At 57.1% G+C, this 17,420-nt stretch carries 12 protein-coding genes; 8 read left to right on the forward strand and 4 right to left on the reverse strand.

The annotated features are described in order from the left end of the window. Positions 1-185 precede the first annotated feature (185 nt). The 8 genes from aceE to N879_RS01450 all read left to right on the forward strand — a co-directional run bounded on the left by aceE (position 186) and on the right by N879_RS01450 (position 12,229). Positions 186-2,894: a pyruvate dehydrogenase (acetyl-transferring), homodimeric type gene (gene aceE / locus N879_RS01410; RefSeq protein WP_021446547.1), complete on the forward strand. Its 2,709-nt coding sequence runs from the start codon at positions 186-188 to the stop codon at positions 2,892-2,894. 11 nt (positions 2,895-2,905) lie between these two features. Beyond that, positions 2,906-4,606: a dihydrolipoyllysine-residue acetyltransferase gene (aceF, locus tag N879_RS01415; protein ID WP_021446548.1), complete on the forward strand. Its 1,701-nt coding sequence runs from the start codon at positions 2,906-2,908 to the stop codon at positions 4,604-4,606. A 9-nt stretch (positions 4,607-4,615) separates the two neighbouring features. Next, the gene (gene lpdA, locus N879_RS01420; RefSeq protein ID WP_009457034.1) at positions 4,616-6,394 is read left to right on the forward strand and encodes a dihydrolipoyl dehydrogenase; all 1,779 of its coding nucleotides are present in this window, start codon (positions 4,616-4,618) and stop codon (positions 6,392-6,394) included. A gap of 92 nt (positions 6,395-6,486) precedes the next feature. Beyond that, complete coding sequence (folC, locus tag N879_RS01425) at positions 6,487-7,878, forward strand: bifunctional tetrahydrofolate synthase/dihydrofolate synthase (RefSeq protein ID WP_009457032.1); 1,392 nt, start codon at positions 6,487-6,489, stop codon at positions 7,876-7,878. Between the two features lie 38 nt (positions 7,879-7,916). Continuing rightward, positions 7,917-8,759 (forward strand): SPOR domain-containing protein, encoded by an 843-nt coding sequence (locus tag N879_RS01430; RefSeq protein WP_009457030.1) that lies wholly within the window; start codon positions 7,917-7,919, stop codon positions 8,757-8,759. Continuing rightward, positions 8,756-9,244, forward strand: coding sequence for a CvpA family protein (locus N879_RS01435; RefSeq protein ID WP_009457028.1), 489 nt, complete (start codon positions 8,756-8,758; stop codon positions 9,242-9,244). Before N879_RS01430 ends, N879_RS01435 begins: the two co-directional genes overlap by 4 nt. Positions 9,245-9,267: 23 nt before the next feature. Beyond that, positions 9,268-10,752: an amidophosphoribosyltransferase gene (gene purF / locus N879_RS01440; protein WP_009457026.1), complete on the forward strand. Its 1,485-nt coding sequence runs from the start codon at positions 9,268-9,270 to the stop codon at positions 10,750-10,752. Between the two features lie 259 nt (positions 10,753-11,011). Then, positions 11,012-12,229, forward strand: coding sequence for a serine hydrolase domain-containing protein (locus N879_RS01450; RefSeq protein ID WP_021446549.1), 1,218 nt, complete (start codon positions 11,012-11,014; stop codon positions 12,227-12,229). A gap of 66 nt (positions 12,230-12,295) precedes the next feature. Here N879_RS01450 and N879_RS01455 read toward each other — a convergent pair whose 3' ends face one another. Genes N879_RS01455 through map form a run of 4 tightly spaced genes read right to left on the reverse strand, consistent with a single transcriptional unit; the run spans position 12,296 to position 16,900 of the window. Next, positions 12,296-12,796 (reverse strand): disulfide bond formation protein B, encoded by a 501-nt coding sequence (locus tag N879_RS01455; RefSeq protein WP_021446550.1) that lies wholly within the window; start codon positions 12,794-12,796, stop codon positions 12,296-12,298. 4 nt (positions 12,797-12,800) lie between these two features. Beyond that, positions 12,801-13,514 (reverse strand): MarC family protein, encoded by a 714-nt coding sequence (locus N879_RS01460; protein WP_009457020.1) that lies wholly within the window; start codon positions 13,512-13,514, stop codon positions 12,801-12,803. After that, positions 13,514-16,093: a [protein-PII] uridylyltransferase gene (locus N879_RS01465; RefSeq protein WP_021446551.1), complete on the reverse strand. Its 2,580-nt coding sequence runs from the start codon at positions 16,091-16,093 to the stop codon at positions 13,514-13,516. Before N879_RS01465 ends, N879_RS01460 begins: the two co-directional genes overlap by 1 nt. A gap of 3 nt (positions 16,094-16,096) precedes the next feature. Continuing rightward, positions 16,097-16,900 (reverse strand): type I methionyl aminopeptidase, encoded by an 804-nt coding sequence (gene map, locus N879_RS01470; RefSeq protein ID WP_009457018.1) that lies wholly within the window; start codon positions 16,898-16,900, stop codon positions 16,097-16,099. Positions 16,901-17,420: the final 520 nt, after the last annotated feature.

Below are 17,420 nucleotides of genomic sequence, written 5' to 3' on the forward strand. Positions count from 1 at the left end.
ATAAAATGAAATTTTGCTTGAGCGTTTCTGTGTTCTTTCCTAGAATGGTTTGGTGCAGGCGTACCCCGCCTTGAACGCTCACAGTCCGCAAAACCCGCTTCGGTCAGGATCGCTTTACTTCTTATTAGATGGGCGGCTCAGCGTCGAGCAAGACCGGACTACTACCACATATATGGAGACACTATATGTCCTCAACCCAAGACAATAGTTCGGCTCAGGTCAGTCAAGACCAAGCCCTAGAAACAAAAGAGTGGCTTGACGCCCTGGAAGCGGTGGTGGACCGTGAAGGCCCGGCCCGTGCTCATGATCTGATCGAAAAGCTGATCGATCTGGCCCGTCGCTCCGGTGCTCACATCCCGTTCTCGCCCAACACGGCTTACGAGAACACGATTCCTCCCGGTCTGGAACCTGCCCACCCTGGCAATCTGATGCTCGAAGAGCGTATCCGTTCCTACATTCGCTGGAACGCCATGGCCATGGTGGTGCGCGCCAACCGCGAAACCCCTCCTGATGGCGGTGGTCTGGGCGGTCACATTGCCTCCTTTGCTTCGCTGGCCACCATGATTGGCTGCGGTCAGAACCACTTCTGGCACGCTGAAACCGAAGATCACGGCGGCGACATGGTGTTCTTCCAGGGCCATTCCTCGCCCGGTATTTACGCCCGCGCCTTCATGGAAGGCCGTATCTCCGAAGATCAACTGAATAACTTCCGTCAGGAAGTTGATGGCAAAGGCCTGCCATCCTACCCGCATCCCAAGTTGATGCCCGAATTCTGGCAGTTCCCCACCGTATCCATGGGTCTGGGCCCATTGATGGCGATCTACCAGGCTCGTTTCCTGAAGTACCTGCATGCCCGTGGCATCGCTGATACCAGCGGCCGTAAAGTCTGGGTGTTCCTGGGCGACGGCGAGATGGACGAACCCGAATCCCTGGGCGCCATCGGTCTGGCAGCACGTGAAAAACTGGACAACCTGATTTTCATCGTGAACTGTAACTTGCAGCGTCTGGACGGTCCTGTACGCGGTAACGGCAAGATCATCCAGGAGCTGGAAGGTACCTTCCGTGGTGCTGGCTGGAACGTGCTGAAACTGATCTGGGGCGGTTACTGGGATCCATTGCTGGCCCGTGACAAGGAAGGCATCCTGCGCAAGGTCATGGAAGAAACCGTGGACGGCGAATACCAGGCCTACAAGGCCAACGACGGTGCCTATGTTCGCGAGCACTTCTTTGGCAAGCACCCCAAGCTGCTGGAAATGGTCAGCCGCATGAGCGACGAGGACATCTGGCGTCTGAACCGTGGCGGTCACGATCCTCACAAGGTGTACGCTGCGTTTGACGCTGCCACCAAGCACGAAGGTCAGCCTACCGTTATTCTGGCCAAGACCATCAAGGGCTACGGCATGGGCCACGTGGGCCAGGCCAAGAACCCATCGCACCAACAAAAGAGCCTGGATCTGGACGCCGTGCGCGAATTCCGCGACCGTTTCAACATCCCGGTTCCTGATGACAAACTGGAAGAGCTGCCTTACTTCAAGCCCGCTGATGACTCTCCAGAAATGCAGTACCTGCACGCCCGCCGTCAGGCATTGGGCGGCTACTTGCCCAAGCGTCGCACCAAGGCCGATGAACAGCTGACCGTGCCGACCCTGGACGCATTCAAGCCCATGCTGGAAGCCACTGCCGAAGGCCGTGAGATTTCCACGACGCAAGCGTTTGTGCGCTTTTTCAACACCTTGCTGCGCGACAAGCAAGTGGGTCCTCGTGCCGTACCTATCCTGGCAGACGAATCCCGTACCTTTGGTATGGAAGGTCTGTTCCGTCAGATCGGTATTTACGCACCGGAAGGCCAGAAGTACACCCCGGTCGATAAAGACCAGGTCATGTACTACCGCGAAACGGCCAATGGTCAGTTGTTGCAGGAAGGTATTAACGAACAGGGTGCTTTCAGCTCCTGGATTGCGGCGGCCACGTCGTACTCCAACAGCAACCGCATCATGATTCCGTTCTTCATTTACTACTCCATGTTCGGCTTCCAGCGCTTTGGCGATCTGGCCTGGGCAGCGGGTGACATGAAGGCACGCGGTTTCGTGCTGGGCGGCACTGCCGGTCGCACCACCTTGAACGGTGAAGGTTTGCAGCACGAAGATGGCCATAGCCATATTCAGTCCTCGCTGATTCCTAACTGCGTATCCTACGACCCCACCTTCGCTCACGAAGTGGCTGTCATCATGCAGCATGGTTTGAAGCGCATGGTTCAGGACCAGGAAGACGTGTACTACTACGTCACCCTGATGAACGAGAACTACGCTCAGCCCGGTCTGGTCGAAGGCGACGAAGACGGCATCCTGCGCGGTATGTACAAGTTCAAGTCCGTGGCCAAGGACAGCAAGCTGCGCGTTCAGCTGATGGGTTCGGGCACGATTTTGCGCGAAGTGATCGCAGCACAGGAACTGCTGGAAAAAGACTGGGGCATTGGCTCCGACGTTTGGAGCGTGACCAGCTTTACCGAACTGCGTCGTGATGGTCTGGATTGCGAACGTGCAGCGCTGTTGAATCCTGAAGGCAAGGATCTGCCCGTGCCTTACGTGACGACTCAACTGGCTAAAACGGACGGTCCTATCGTGGTCTCCACCGACTACGTCAAGGCCTTTGGCGACCAGATTCGTCCGTTCGTGCCTAAGGATCGCACCTTCAAAGTGTTGGGCACCGATGGTTTTGGCCGCTCCGACTACCGCTTCAAGCTGCGCGAGCACTTTGAGGTTGATCGTCACTTTGTGGTGCTGGCTGCTCTGCGCGCGCTGGCTGAAGACGGCAAGCTTCCGTTCAGCAAAGCGTCCGAGGCGATTGCCAAATACGGCATCAATCCTTCCAAGGCCAACCCGCAGCACGCATAAGGGACTGAACCATGAGCAATATCATTCAAGTCAAAATCCCGGATATCGGTGCTGACGACGCTGTCGAAGTGATCGAAATCCTGGTCAAGGAAGGCGAGACCATTGAGGTCGAGCAAAGTCTGATTACCGTGGAGTCCGACAAGGCCTCCATGGAAATCCCCTCGTCCGATGCTGGCGTGGTCAAGTCGATCAAGGTCAAGCTGGGCGACAAGGTTAAGGAAGGCAGTCTGGTTCTGGAACTTGAAGCCGCCGAAGGCGCGCAGGCCGCGCCTGCCGCTGAGCCTGCCAAGGCCGAAGCTGCTCCCGCTCCTGAAGCTGAAGCTGCGCCCGCAGCGGCTCCTGCCGCTGCCGCGGCAGCCCCGGCCGGTGGTGAACAGCAAGTTACCGTTCAAGTGCCTGACATTGGCGACGCCCGCGATGTGGACGTTATCGAAATCATGGTGCAAGTGGGTGACACCATTGAAGTGGATCAAAGCCTGATCACCGTGGAGTCGGACAAGGCTTCCATGGAAGTGCCGTCCTCCCACGCAGGTGTGGTGACGGCCATCAAAGTGAAACTGGGTGACAAGGTCAGCCAGGGTAGCGACATTCTGGAACTGACAGTGCAAGGAGCTGCTGCAGCCCCGGCACCAGCCAAGGCCGAGGCTGCTCCCGCCCCTAAAGCCGAACCTGCTCCTGCAGCAGCGGCCGCTCCTGCTGCCAGCTCCTCGGTGGTGGTCGGTGCTGGTGCGCCGGCTCCAGAGCGTGTTTCGCCCACTGCCGCTTTTGCGGAAACCGAAGGCTCCTTGCGCAATCTGCCGCATGCCTCGCCTAGCGTACGCAAGTTCGCTCGCGAGCTGGGTGTGGATCTGACCAAGGTTCATGGCTCGGGCGATAAAGGCCGTATTACGGCTGACGACGTGCGTGGCTTTGTGAAGCAGGTCATGGCGGGCGGCGCTGCTCCGGTTATTGCTGCCGGTACCGCTGCTCAAGTGGGCGGTCTGGATGTGCTGGCCTGGCCCAAGGTCGATTTTGCCAAGTTTGGCCCAGTCGAAACGCAGGCCCTCTCGCGCATCAAGAAGATTTCGGGCGCCAACCTGCATCGCAACTGGGTCATGATTCCTCATGTCACCAATAACGATGTGGCTGACATCACCTCTTTGGAAGCCCTGCGTAAAGAGCTGAACGAGGAATACAAGAAGTCCGGCGCTCGCGTCACCATGCTGGCTTTCGTCATCAAGGCTGCCGTAGCTGCCCTGAAGAAATTCCCCGAGTTCAACGCTTCGCTGGACGGCGACAATCTGGTGCTCAAGCAGTACTACCATATTGGTTTTGCAGCTGACACGCCTAACGGTCTGGTTGTGCCGGTTATCCGTGATGCCGACAAGAAAGGCATTCTGGACATCGCTCGCGAAACGGGCGAACTGGCTGCCGCTGCCCGTGATGGCAAGCTGAGCGCAGCCCAGATGCAAGGCGGTTGCTTCACCATTTCCTCGCTGGGCGGTATTGGCGGTACGGACTTCACACCCATTATCAATGCGCCGGAAGTGGCCATTCTGGGTCTGTCGCGTTCCTCCATGCAGCCAGTCTGGAATGGCAAGGAATTCGAGCCACGCCTGATGCTGCCTCTGTCCCTGTCCTACGACCACCGCGTTATCGATGGTGCCGCTGCCGCCCGTTTCAATGCCTTCCTGGCAACGATGCTGGCCGACTTCCGTCGCATCGCACTGTAAGGAGTTGTCATGAGTCTGATTGATCTGACGGTCCCGGATATCGGCGACTCCGGTGAGGTAGATGTCATCGAAGTGCTGGTGCAAGTCGGCGATACGGTCGAGGTCGAGCAAAGCCTGATCACCGTGGAGTCCGACAAGGCCTCCATGGAAATTCCTGCCGCTCAGGCAGGGGTGATCAAGGAGTTGCTGGTCAAAGTGGGTGACAAAGTCTCCCAGGGTTCGGCCATTGCCAAGATTGAAGCGTCCGAGAGCCAAGCCGCTCCCGCTGCAGCACCCGCTAAACAAGAAGAAGCGCCTAAAGCAGCGGCGGCTCCGGCCGCTGCCGCTCCGGCTGCGGCACCTGCTCCGCAGGCGGCCAGCCATCAGGGCGGCGCGGATGATTCCGTGGATGTGGTCGTTCTGGGCGCGGGCCCAGGCGGTTACAACGCGGCCTTCCGAGCGGCTGACCTGGGCCTGAAAGTGGCTCTGGTCGAGCGCTACAGCACCTTGGGTGGCGTGTGTTTGAATGTGGGTTGTATTCCTTCCAAGGCCTTGCTGCACACCGTAGCGGTCTACGAGGAAGCCAAGTCCCTGGCAACACACGGTATCAAGTTCGGTGAAGCGCAAATCGATATCGACGCGCTGCGCGATTACAAGAACAAGGTGATCGGCAAGCTGACCGGTGGCCTGGCTGGTATGGCCAAGGGCCGCAAGGTACAGGTTGTGGTCGGTAACGGCCAATTCCTGGACCCCAACCACATCGAAGTGACCGCCAACGACGGCACCAAGAAAGTGATCAAGTTCGGCTCGGCCATTATTGCGGCCGGTAGCCAGTCGGTAAAACTGCCATTCCTGCCTGACGATCCACGCGTGGTGGACTCCACCGGCGCGCTGGAACTGAAGTCTGTGCCCAAGCGCATGCTGATCGTGGGTGGTGGCATCATCGGTCTGGAAATGGGTACGGTGTACTCGGCTCTGGGTGCACGCCTGGACGTGGTGGAAATGCAAACTGGCTTGATGCCAGGAGCAGACCGCGACGTGGTCAAGGTGTGGGAGAAGATGAACAAGCACCGCTTTGATCACATGATGCTGGAAACCAGCACCGTGGCCGCCGAAGCGCGCGAAGATGGTATTTGGGTGACCTTCGAGGGCAAGAATGCTCCGGCCGAGCCGCAGCGTTACGACCTGGTTCTGCAAGCCGTGGGCCGTTCGCCCAATGGCAAGAAGATCGGTGCCGAGAAGGCCGGTGTGCAGGTGACAGATCGTGGCTTCATCCCGGTTGACAAGCAACAGCGCACCAACGTGCCGCACATCTATGCGATTGGCGACATTGTGGGTCAGCCCATGCTGGCACATAAGGCCGAGCACGAAGCGCACGTGGCTGCTGAAGTCATCGCCGGTGAAAAATCCTTCTTTGATGCCCGCGTGATTCCTTCGGTGGCTTACACCGATCCGGAAATCGCCTGGGTGGGTCTGACAGAAGATCAGGCCAAGAAAGACGGCATCAAGGTCGAGAAGGGCGTGTTCCCATGGGCTGCCTCGGGTCGTGCCATCGCCAACAACCGCGACGAAGGCTTTACCAAGGTTCTGTTCGATGCTGAAACCCACCGTATCGTGGGTGGCGGTATCGTCGGTACCAATGCGGGCGAGCTGATTGGCGAGCTGGTTCTGGCTATCGAAATGGGTGTGGACCCGGTCGATCTGGCCAAATCCATCCACCCGCACCCCACCTTGTGCGAGTCGGTCAGCAAGGCTGCTGCCGTCGCAGAAGGGACGTGCACGGACTTGCCACCCACACGTCGCAAGTAATACCAGTATTCGCCTGATAGTTAAGGCGTATTGGATCACGGCAGGTGCTATCATCAGCGCCTGCCGTTTTTATTTTGTAATTGGTGTTGTCCATGACTCATCCTGTTCTGAAAGCCGACTCCTCGCTGAGTGACTGGCTGTCCTATCTGGAAACTTTGCATCCCTCGGCCATTGATCTGGGCCTGGGCCGGATTCGCGAGGTTGCTCAACGTCTGAACATCAAACTGGATTCTGTCGTCATTACGGTGGGGGGCACCAACGGCAAAGGTTCGACCTGCGCCATGCTGGAAGCGATTTTGCTGGCCGCCGCGTACAAGGTAGGCGTGTACGCCTCTCCGCATCTGGTGCGCTATAACGAACGCATTCGCTTGAATGGCGAGATGGCCGAAGATGCGCAGATCACGGCGCAATTTGCCCGTATCAACGAAGCTCGTGGCGATCTGACCCTGACTTATTTTGAATTTTCCACGCTGGCTGCCTTGTTGCTGTTCCAGGAGCAGCGTGTTGATGTCGCGGTGCTGGAAGTGGGCCTGGGTGGTCGCCTCGATGCCGTCAACATCATTGATGCGGACTGTTCCATCATTACCAGCATTGATATCGACCATGCTGAGTACCTGGGCAATACCCGTGAACAGGTGGCCTGGGAGAAAGCCCATATTTTCCGTGCCGATCGTCCTGCGATTTGTGCCGACCCCGTGCCACCACAGACCATGCTGGATTACGCCAAGGAAATTGGTGCCCAATTGTGGCTGTTTGGCAAAGATTTCAACTATTCCGGCGACCGTCAGCAATGGGCTTACGGTGGCCGCAATCAGCGCCGCGCTGCCCTGGCTTACCCGGCCTTGCGTGGAGCGAATCAGCTGCTGAATGCTTCTGCGGCATTAGCTGCGCTGGAGTCGCTGCACCCACGTTTGGCTGTGCCTGCGCAAGCTGTACGTGCCGGCTTGCTGCGTGCTCACATGCCTGGCCGCTTCCAGATTCAACCTGGCCAGCCTTGTGTGATTTTTGACGTGGCCCACAATCCCCATGCGGCGGCTGCCTTGGCGCAGAACCTGGACAATATGCCGCCTTACCCCAAGACGATTGCCGTCGTGGGTATGTACAAGGACAAGGATGTGGACGGCGTGATCGCCCGCATGGCTACCCGTATCGACCACTGGATGTGTGCCAGTCTGGAAGGCCCACGCAGCATGTCGGGTGAAGAATTGGCCAATCATGTACGCGCTGTTCTGGCCAGTGGTCAGACGCCTGATGATGTGTTGGCACCCGAGGCCGAATCCGGCTCGCATCGCCCAGGTGTTCGGCCGGTTGCCCGCGCTTCGGTCAGTAAAGAGTCAGCGGTCGTATCCAGTTACAACAGTCCTCAGCTCGCTTACGAGGCGGCGTTAAAAGAGGCCAGTGACAATGATAGAATTGTCGTGTTTGGCTCGTTTGCGACAGTAGGACCAATACTTGAAGCCGCAAACGACCGTTCATCTTCCTGAATATCAGTAAGACTGCTTATTTCATAGGTCTAGGGCTCATGGGTTTATTTTCACGTAACGATACTTCCTCATCGTCGGGTCGCCGCGGCAGTGCTTCCAGCGATTCACAATTATCGGAACTGCGTGGACGGGCTCGCCGCCGTCTGATCGGTGCGCTGGCTCTGGTTCTGGCCGTCGTCGTGCTGGTGCCCATGCTGACCGCCGACAAGACCCCACCTGAGCCCGAGCAGTCTTTGGCCTTGGGTCCCATCGGTCAGACAACGGGGCAGGGCACGGTGCAGACTCGTCCTGGCGAGCTGGTGGTGCAAGAAGGCACGCCTGCTCCTGTTATCGAACAACCTGACGAGCCGCTGGTCACTGATCCTTCCACCAGTACCGACGGTGGTCTGGCCGTGGTCAATCCCGGTCTGGAAACCGATCCTGCTCCTGTCACGACACCTAGCACTCCCGCTGCGCCGCCGCCTGTGACCACACGTCCAGAGACGCCCAAGCCGGTTGAGAAGCCCAAGCCTGTCGAAAAACCCAAGCCAAGCCCAGCGCCTGCACAAAATGGCCGTACCGATGACGGCTCCTACGCGCTGGCCCTGCTGGAAGGCCGTGTACCGAGTAAACCAGCCCCTGCTGCTGCTAAACCTGCTACGCAACAAGGCAACTTCATTTTGCAGATTGTCGCCTATTCCAACCAGAACGATGCCCAGTCGCGTCGTGATCAGCTGGTATCGGCCGGTGTGACCAATGCCTATGTAGAGACGGCACAAAGTGGTGGCAAGCCAACCTATCGTTTGCGTGTGGGGCCATTCCCCACCCGTGAAGCGGCTCAGGCAGCCCAGGCCCGCTTGCGCTCGCTCGGTTACGAGAACAGTTTTATCTCGGCTAAGTGAGCAGCTTCGACTATATCGTCCTTGGAATTGTGGGTGTATCAGGCCTTCTGGGCCTGATACGCGGATTGATCAAGGAAGTTCTTTCGCTCAGCGCCTATTTGCTGGCCTTCATGGCCGCAATCTGGTGGGGGCCACGCACATCAGGCTGGATACAAGTCTGGGTAGAAAACGGCTTATTACGTACGGCTTTGGCCTACGGAGCCGTTTTTTTTATGGTCTTGCTGCTGGTGGGCCTGTTGAACATGCTGTTGGCCAGCTTGATCGAGCAAACGGGTTTGACGCCCGCCGATCATGGCTTGGGCGGCCTGTTCGGACTGGCTCGCGGGGTGCTGCTGGTGCTGATTCTGGTCATCCTGGCCGGGCATACCGATTTACCTAAGGAACCGTGGTGGGAGCAGGCCAAGCTGGCCGAGCCTGCGATCCGCGCGGTGCAGTCGATTAAGGCCATGCTGCCGCCGTCTCTGGCAGAATGGCTGCCTTATTGAGAACACACTAACGGGAACCAATCATGTGTGGAGTTGTAGGGGTTGTTGCGCGCAGCCCTGTAAATCAGTTGATCTATGACAGTTTGCTCTTGCTGCAGCACCGCGGGCAGGATGCAGCGGGGCTGGCGACCTGGCACGACCAGTTCTTCAGCATGCACAAGGCATTTGGCCTGGTGCGGGACGTATTCCGTACCCGCAACATGCGCTCCTTGCCGGGCAATAGCGGTATTGGCCATGTGCGTTACCCCACGGCAGGCTCCAGCCAGAGCGTGGAGGAGGCGCAGCCGTTTTACGTCAACGCCCCATTTGGTCTGAGCTTTGTGCACAACGGCAATCTGACCAATTGGCGTGAGCTGCGTGAAGAACTGTTCACCATTGATCGTCGCCACATCAATACCAACTCGGATTCCGAGGTTCTGTTGAATGTGTATGCCCACGAGCTGCAACGCGCTGCCACGGGTCCTGAGCTGACTCAGGACGAAGTGTTTGAAGCCGTCGCTGCTGTGCACCGCCGTGCGCGTGGGGCTTATGCGGTAGTCTCGCAAATCGCCAATTTCGGTCTGGTGGCTTTCCGTGATCCGAACGGGATTCGTCCTTTGTGCCTGGGTCGTAATGTGACGCCCAAGGGTGAAGAATGGATGATTGCTTCCGAGTCCGTTGCCTTGACCGGTTGCGGCTTCGAGCTGGTCCGCGACGTTGAGCCCGGCGAGGCCATCATTGTGGATCTGGACGGTAATCTCAGCAGCCGCCAGTGCGCCGAGAACCCGCGCCTGAATCCCTGTGTCTTTGAGTATGTGTACTTCGCCCGCCCCGATTCCACCGTTGATGGTGTGTCGGTTTACGACGCCCGTTTGCTAATGGGGGAGTACTTGGCCGAGAACGTCGCCAAGAACCTGCGTCTGGCCGATATCGATGTGGTCATGCCTATCCCTGACTCGGCGCGTCCTTCGGCCATGCAGTTGGCAGCACATTTGAACCTGAACTACCGCGAAGGCTTCATCAAGAACCGCTACGTGGGCCGCACCTTTATCATGCCCGGTCAGGAAGTGCGCAAGAAGTCGGTGCGTCAGAAACTGAGTGCTATTCCCATGGAATTCCGCGGCAAGAACGTGCTGCTGGTGGATGACTCCATCGTGCGTGGCACAACGAGCCGCCAGATTGTGGATATGGCCCGTGCCGCGGGTGCGAACAAGGTGTTCTTTGCTTCGGCAGCGCCACCGGTCCGCTTTCCGAACGTGTACGGCATCGACATGCCTACGGTTTCCGAGCTGATCGCCACAGGTCGTGATGTGGATCAGGTTGCCAAGGAAATTGGTGTGGATGGCCTGGTTTATCAGGACCTGCACGATCTGGAGCAATCCTTGCGTGACTTGAACCCACGCTTTGCCGGCTTTGAGTCCTCCTGCTTTAGCGGCGAGTACGTTACGGGGGATGTGGACGAGGCGTATCTGAATCTGTTGGCAGAAGGCCGCAAAAATGGTCGTGAAGTGCCTGATGTAACGGACTGATAGCTTGATCTTGTGCCTGATTGGAAAAACCCGCTTTTATGGCGGGTTTTTTTGAATTTATGATTGCGGGGTGGTTTTGGATATTTTATTTTCAGGCTTTAATTATCAGCCTCTTATATAAATTAAACCTATTATTTTTTATTTTTGATGATTTTATAATCTACGAATTAATTTCATATCATTTAATAATCGGCTTATATTTTCTTTGCTTCTTTCGATAAATCATGCGCCTTGGTGCGCATTCTATCTGGAATCAAAGATGAAAAATCCAAGTAAAGATAGCGAGTCTGATCAGGCATTAACAGATCCTGATCCCACTGAGCAGATTCCAGTCAGTATTCAATCTGGTATCGAATTTCCTGCCTTGCATCATTTGCTGGAGCAGGCCCTGGAGCAAAACCGGGTGATGGGTGCCGTGGTGCTGGTGGCTTACCAAGGTGAACTGATATTTCGTTTTAGTGGTGGTTGGGCGAATAAGGAGCTGGCCCAAGCCATGCATGAAGATACGGTCTTCAGTTTGGGGTCCTTGAGCAAGACAATCAGTTCCTGGCTGGCCTTGCGTTTGATTGAGCGGGGACTGCTTTCTTTGAAAGATAGGATCACGCGCTATCTTCCCCATTTCGGCCCCAGTTTCAATTCTATTTGCCCATCTATTTCCATTCATCAATTGCTGACTCACACATCGGGGCTTAGTTATCGTTTTATTGATGGTGAGCAGAGTGCCTACGCTCACGCCCAGGTAAGTGATGGGCTGGATGATCCAGAGCTGAGCTGGCAAGAGAATTTTCGACGTATTTGCTCCGTACCACTACGTTTTGCACCGGGTACGGGCTGGCGTTACTCCTTGGGAGTGGATGTGGTGGGGCAGGCTTTGCAAATTGCTTCGGGACGGGGCTTGTCGGAGTTACTGGAGGACAGCATTAGTCGTCCCTTGGGCTTGAGACATTGTTCCTTTTACAAGCACGATGATTTTCAGATGGCCATGTCGTATCAAAATCATGAGACTTGCTTGACGCGGGTGGATGGTGCGTTGGATCTGGGTATCGGCGTGCTGCGGTTTGATGAGCAGAGCCTGTCACAGCGCTCCAGGCCGATCTATGCGGGGGCATCCATGCTTGGGTCCGGGGCAGATTTGATGCGCATACTTCTGGCTTTGCGAAATGGGAGTTTGCTTTCCAAACCGTATTGCGAAGCGCTGTTTACCGATCATGTGCCATATTCTGCCAAATGCATGTGGCCAAATTGGGGCTATACCTACGGGGCCGCCATTTCACGACAGCCGCCTGAGCGGACCATGCCGATGTCTGCTGGAAGCTTGCAGTGGGTCGGTGCATTCGGGCAGAAGTGGATGTTTGATCGACAGCAGGATCTCATCATTGTCAGCATGACCAATACCGCTCCAGAGGGCCTGTTTGGTGCATTTCCGGATCAGGTTCGTGATGCTGTTTATACCGATTTGGGTTTGATGCCTGATTGAGCGGGATGGAACAAAAAAGCCCTGCTGGAAGGCAGGGCTTCACGGCTGTAGTGGCTGCCCAGGCGCTCAGGCCCCTCGTCGCTTGAACAGCGTCAGCAACAAACCCAGGCCCAGGATCACAAATAGCGCCAAGCTCCAGTAAGCGTATTCAATCCCCAGCAAAGGTTGGCGTGCATCCATGCAGGAGGCATAAATACCAAATAGCCAAGGCAAGCCGCTTTCCAGGCCGGACTGGGTGATGAAGCGATCGGCAAAGGTCTGGTCGCAGCTGAACAGGTGCTGCGCGACCGATACCTGGTACCAGGCAGCCAGAATGCCACCTACTGAGGTAGCCAGACCCAGCAAGCTGGCGACGGTAGAGCTGCGCTGATGCCCCAGTTGACGCAACACACCAGCAACCAGGCTGAATACGCCCAACACAATGAAAATCAGGCGTTGCAGGACGCACCAGGCGCAAGGTGGGATGCTGAATACATGCTGGGAAAGCAGTGCAATGCCTACGCCGGAAAAGGCGAGCAGGGCGATCAGGTAGTAGGGTGCAGCGGACTGGCGGGAGGATGCGGCCATGGTATCAAGAGGAACTTAAAGAATGAAAGGTAGATGCTTCGTGCAGCAAACCCAGGAAAAGTTCATGGAAACCGGCCCAGGTAATCTGCACGCCCAGGCATAAGAGAATAAAGGCGGACAGGCGCATCACGACAGCCGTGCCATTTTTACCCAGTTTGTACAGGAATTGCGATGCAAAACGTAAGGCCAGAAACACGATAAAACTGGCCGCAGCGATAGCTGGCAGCGCGCCAGCCAGCTTGCTCATGGTGCCGGTGACCGAGTTGTCATGCAAGGTCGCCCCTACCGTCAGTGCTGCAGACAAGGAGCCGGGGCCGCAGAGCATGGGGAAGGTCAGGGGGTAGAAGGCTTTGGAGCGAATCTGTTCCCAGGAGTAGGACTCGGCCATGTTCTGGGCGTGCGCCGCATCAAAGTCCGAGGCGTTGATCAATCGCCAGGCCGTGCCTATGACCAGCAAGCCCCCGCCAATACGAATGATGGGCAGGGAAATGCCAAAGAAATTCAGCACGATATTGCCCGCCACCATGGCAATGGCCAGCATGATGAAAATATTGATGGCGACTTTCTTGGCAAGGCGGGCACGGTCAGGCACGCTGGCGCCTTCGGTCAGGGTCAGAAAGATGGGGGCAGCCGCAGGCGGGTTCAGCATGGGCAATAGCGTCGCCAATGCAAACAGGAAGCTGCGGCTGACATCAGCAAATACGGAGGAGATTTCCATTAAGACGGGGTGGCTTGTTGAGAGAGGGCTAAACGTACATCGCGCTCCAGGCGCAATTGATTACGGTTTTGTTCCAGTGCGGCACCACTCAGGATAAAGACGTCTTCCACGCGGTCGCCCAAGGTCATGACTTTGGCGGAGCGTAGCTGCACGTCGTGGTGCTCGAATACTTGGGCGAGACTGTACAGCAAACCGCGCCGGTCTGTGGCACTTAGCGTCAAAATCCAGTCCTGACCCTGTTCATCCTGGCGCAGGTCCACGGTGGGTTGAATGGGGAAGACGCGGGCCCGGCGGGAGCGTATGTCGCGGTAGTGGTCGTGGGGGTGCTCGTTGGGGAGCCAATCCTGCTGAAGTGCCTGGCACAGCTCGGTTTCGATCAGCAAGGGATCGCGTCGCAGGGCGTGATCGTAGGTGGGCAGCATCACGACAAAGCTGTCCAGTGCCCAGCCGTGGCGAGTCGTGTAAATGCGTGCGTCCTGGATGCTGACGGCCTGGCTGTCAAAGTAGCGACAGATGCGCAAGAACAGGCGGCTGGCGTCCTTGGTGTAGACCAGCACTTGCAGCGCATCGGTTTGTCCGGCGGGACGTATGCGCACCACCGGTGTCGGGCTGTGAGACTGGTGGTAGAGCTGGATGGTATGCCAGGCGATTTCGCTGGCGTCGTGGCGCAGGAAATAGGGCTTGTCCAACCATTGCCAGAAGTCCTCGCGAGCTTCGTCCAGCAGACCGGCCAGGCGAATTTCGCCAGCGGCGTCACGCTTGCGTTGATCCAGTACGGACACGCCATCCTTGGCCTGCCGTCCCAAAGCTGCCAGTGACAGCTTGTACAGGTCTTCCAGCAGCTTGCCTTTCCAGGAGTTCCATACCGTTGGGCTGGTGGCCCGAATGTCGGCGACAGTCAGCAGGTACAGGGCAGTCAGGCGGCGTTCCGTACCTACGGTCTGCAGAAACTGGAAAATGACATTCGGGTCGCTCAAATCGCGTTTCTGAGCCACTTGCGACATGGTCAGGTGCTCGCGCACCAAAAACACCACCAGTTCTGCGTCTACCGGCATCAAGCCGTGATCCTGGCAAAATGCCAAGGCGTCCTGCGCACCCAGCTCGGAGTGGTTGCCGCCGCGTCCCTTGGCAATGTCGTGAAAGAGGGCGGCAATATACAGTAGCCAGTGGCGATCAAAACCGCTCATCAGCTGATTGGCCATGGATAGCTCTTCGCTGTGCTCGGCCATGGTGAAGCGGCGTAGATTGCGTATGACCTTTAGCGTGTGCTCGTCTACGGTGTAAGCGTGAAACAGGTCGTGCTGCATTTGTCCGACGACGCGTCGAAATACCGGCAAATAGCGTGGCAGCAGGTTCAGCAGATTCATCAGCCGCAAGGTATGCACGATGCCTTTGTTCTGCTGCAGGATTTCCAGAAACAGACGTCGATTCCGGGGCTCGGCCCGGAACTTGGCATCGATCAGGCGGCGGGCGTGCCAGAGGGCTCGCAAGGTGTCGGCTTTCAGGCCACGCAGATTGGGCTGTTGCTGCAAATGCAGCATGGCTACAAAAATCAAAGAGGGGTCTTGCTCGAAGCCATCAGGCTGACGCAGTTCCAGCTGTCCATGATGAATCTGGAAATGGCTGTCCAGAATCAGCGGTTCCTGATCGGTTTGCGGGAACAGGTGTTCCTCGATGCTGCGCATCAGGATCAGATTGAGCTGGCTGACAATCTTGGCGGCCCAGTAGTAACGCTGCATCAGCAGTTCGCTGGCGCGTCGGGTGGCCGTGGGTTGAAAACCGTAAATGTCAGCCAGACGTGGTTGCAGGTCAAACAGCAGTCTGTCTTCGGCGCGGCCAGTCAGTAGATGAAGCTCAATGCGCAGACGCTTGAAGGCTTCTTCCACGCGTTGCAGAGCTTTCAGCTCGGATTGCGTCAGTAGTTCGGATTGCGCGACATCCACCCAGCTGCGTCCCAAACCGGCTGCCCGTGCCATCCAGAGCAGCACCTGCAGGTCGCGCAAGGCGCCAGGAGACTCTTTGCAATTGGGTTCCAGGGAGTAGGGGGTGTCTTGCAGATGCGCATGACGCTGCTGCTGTTCGGCCTGTTTGGCCAGGAAGAAAGCCTGCGGGTCCAGCTGGCTTTGCAGTTGCTGTTGGGCATGGCGTAGCAGCAATCGGGAACCCGCCAGCCAACGGCTTTCCAGCAAGGCAGTTTCGGTGGTGATGTCCTGGCTGGCTTGTTCCAGGCATTGGGCGGGCGTGGCCACATTATGGCTGGGAGCCAGACCTATATCCCACAAGGCGGCGACCAGAGCCTGAATTCGGTCTATATCCTCTGCATTGGGCTCGCGCTGCAACAGGATCAGCAAGTCCACATCCGAATGCGGATACAGCTCCCCGCGACCATACCCCCCCAAGGCCGCCAGGCTGGCTTGGCGGGGCAGGGGGTAACGGACCAGAAGTTCACGCAGACCTTGGTCGCAAATCTGGCACAGGCTTTTGAGCAGGCGATCGCAATGCAGGTCTTGCCTGAAGCGCTCGTAGGCCCTGGCCCGGCGGCAAGCAATTCTGTCGCGAAGCTGGGCCAGGAAAGACATGGTTCAGGCCTTGTTGATGATGGCTGGAGGGGCAGGCATGCCGGGCGAGACGGTCAGCACTTCGTAGCCGGTATCGGTTACCAGCACCGCGTGCTCCCATTGGGCCGACAGGCTGTGGTCGCGTGTCACCACGGTCCATTGGTCAGCCAGCGTGCGCAGTTCGCGACGACCGGCGTTGATCATGGGCTCGATGGTGAAAATCATGCCGGGTTCCAGTTTTACGCCGGTGCCGGGTTTGCCGTAGTGCAGCACTTGCGGATCCTGGTGAAACTTCTGGCCCACACCATGGCCGCAGTATTCGCGCACAACGGAAAAACCTTGTTTTTCAGCGTGTTGCTGAATGGCGTGGCCGACATCACCCAGGGTGGCGCCGGGTTTGACTTGATCAATACCCAGCCACATGCATTCGTAGGTGGTTTCAGTCAGGCGGCGGGCCAGGATGCTGGGCTCGCCCACGTAGTACATACGGCTGGTGTCGCCAAACCAGCCGTCTTGAATAATGGTGACGTCCATATTCAGAATGTCGCCATTTTTCAACACTTTATCGCCGGGGATGCCGTGACAGATGACGTGGTTGACGGAGGTGCAAATAGAGCCTGGAAAGGGTGGGTAGCCAGGAGGCGCGTAGCCTACGGTGGCAGATTTGACCCCCAGTTCATTGATGCGCTCCATGCACAGGCGATCCAGTTCGCCGGTCGTGACACCTGCTTTGACAAAGGGAGTCAGGTAATCAAGGATGGATGCCGCGGTCTGGCAAGCAGCGCGCATTTTTTCGAGATCAGTGGGGTCTGTGACGAGAATACTCATAGCAACTTGAACAGGTCTATTGAAAAATAGTAGAATTATAGGCTTTTGTGAATTTTGCAGTTACGCTCCGTCCCGTTTGGGGGGATCATGTGTCGCGGAACACCGCGCCAAATCTGGGCTTTCCTGGTTTGACCAGTTTTTCTTGGGCCGCCTGAATTTTCAGGCTGGATGAGCCAAGCCAGGCATCAGGAAATCGTGCCCCAAGATTGGAAGAAGCCTCGGGCCATGGCCAGCCAGCAAAAACACGCAGAATTCACAACACATACAGGGTCAACACGATGACAAGCGTTGCGAAAGCAACAGGGCAGCAGCCCGGTTCTTGTTCAAGTGATGCTGACCAAGCAATCCTCTAGGATACACCTGCGAACAGTACCCTGTATGCAGGCGGTAGCCAGAAAAGTTTCAGGCTCGGGCCCGGATGGCAGATATCTTGTCTGCCTGCAGGCGTGAGTCCGTTGCAGTGCAGGCGTTCGCTCATGCTGGGCAACGTTTTTATGTTTTAAGTTGTAAATCGCGTGAC

Origin of the sequence: Alcaligenes sp. EGD-AK7 (assembly GCF_000465875.3) — a bacterium.
Lineage (GTDB): Bacteria > Pseudomonadota > Gammaproteobacteria > Burkholderiales > Burkholderiaceae_B > Alcaligenes > Alcaligenes phenolicus.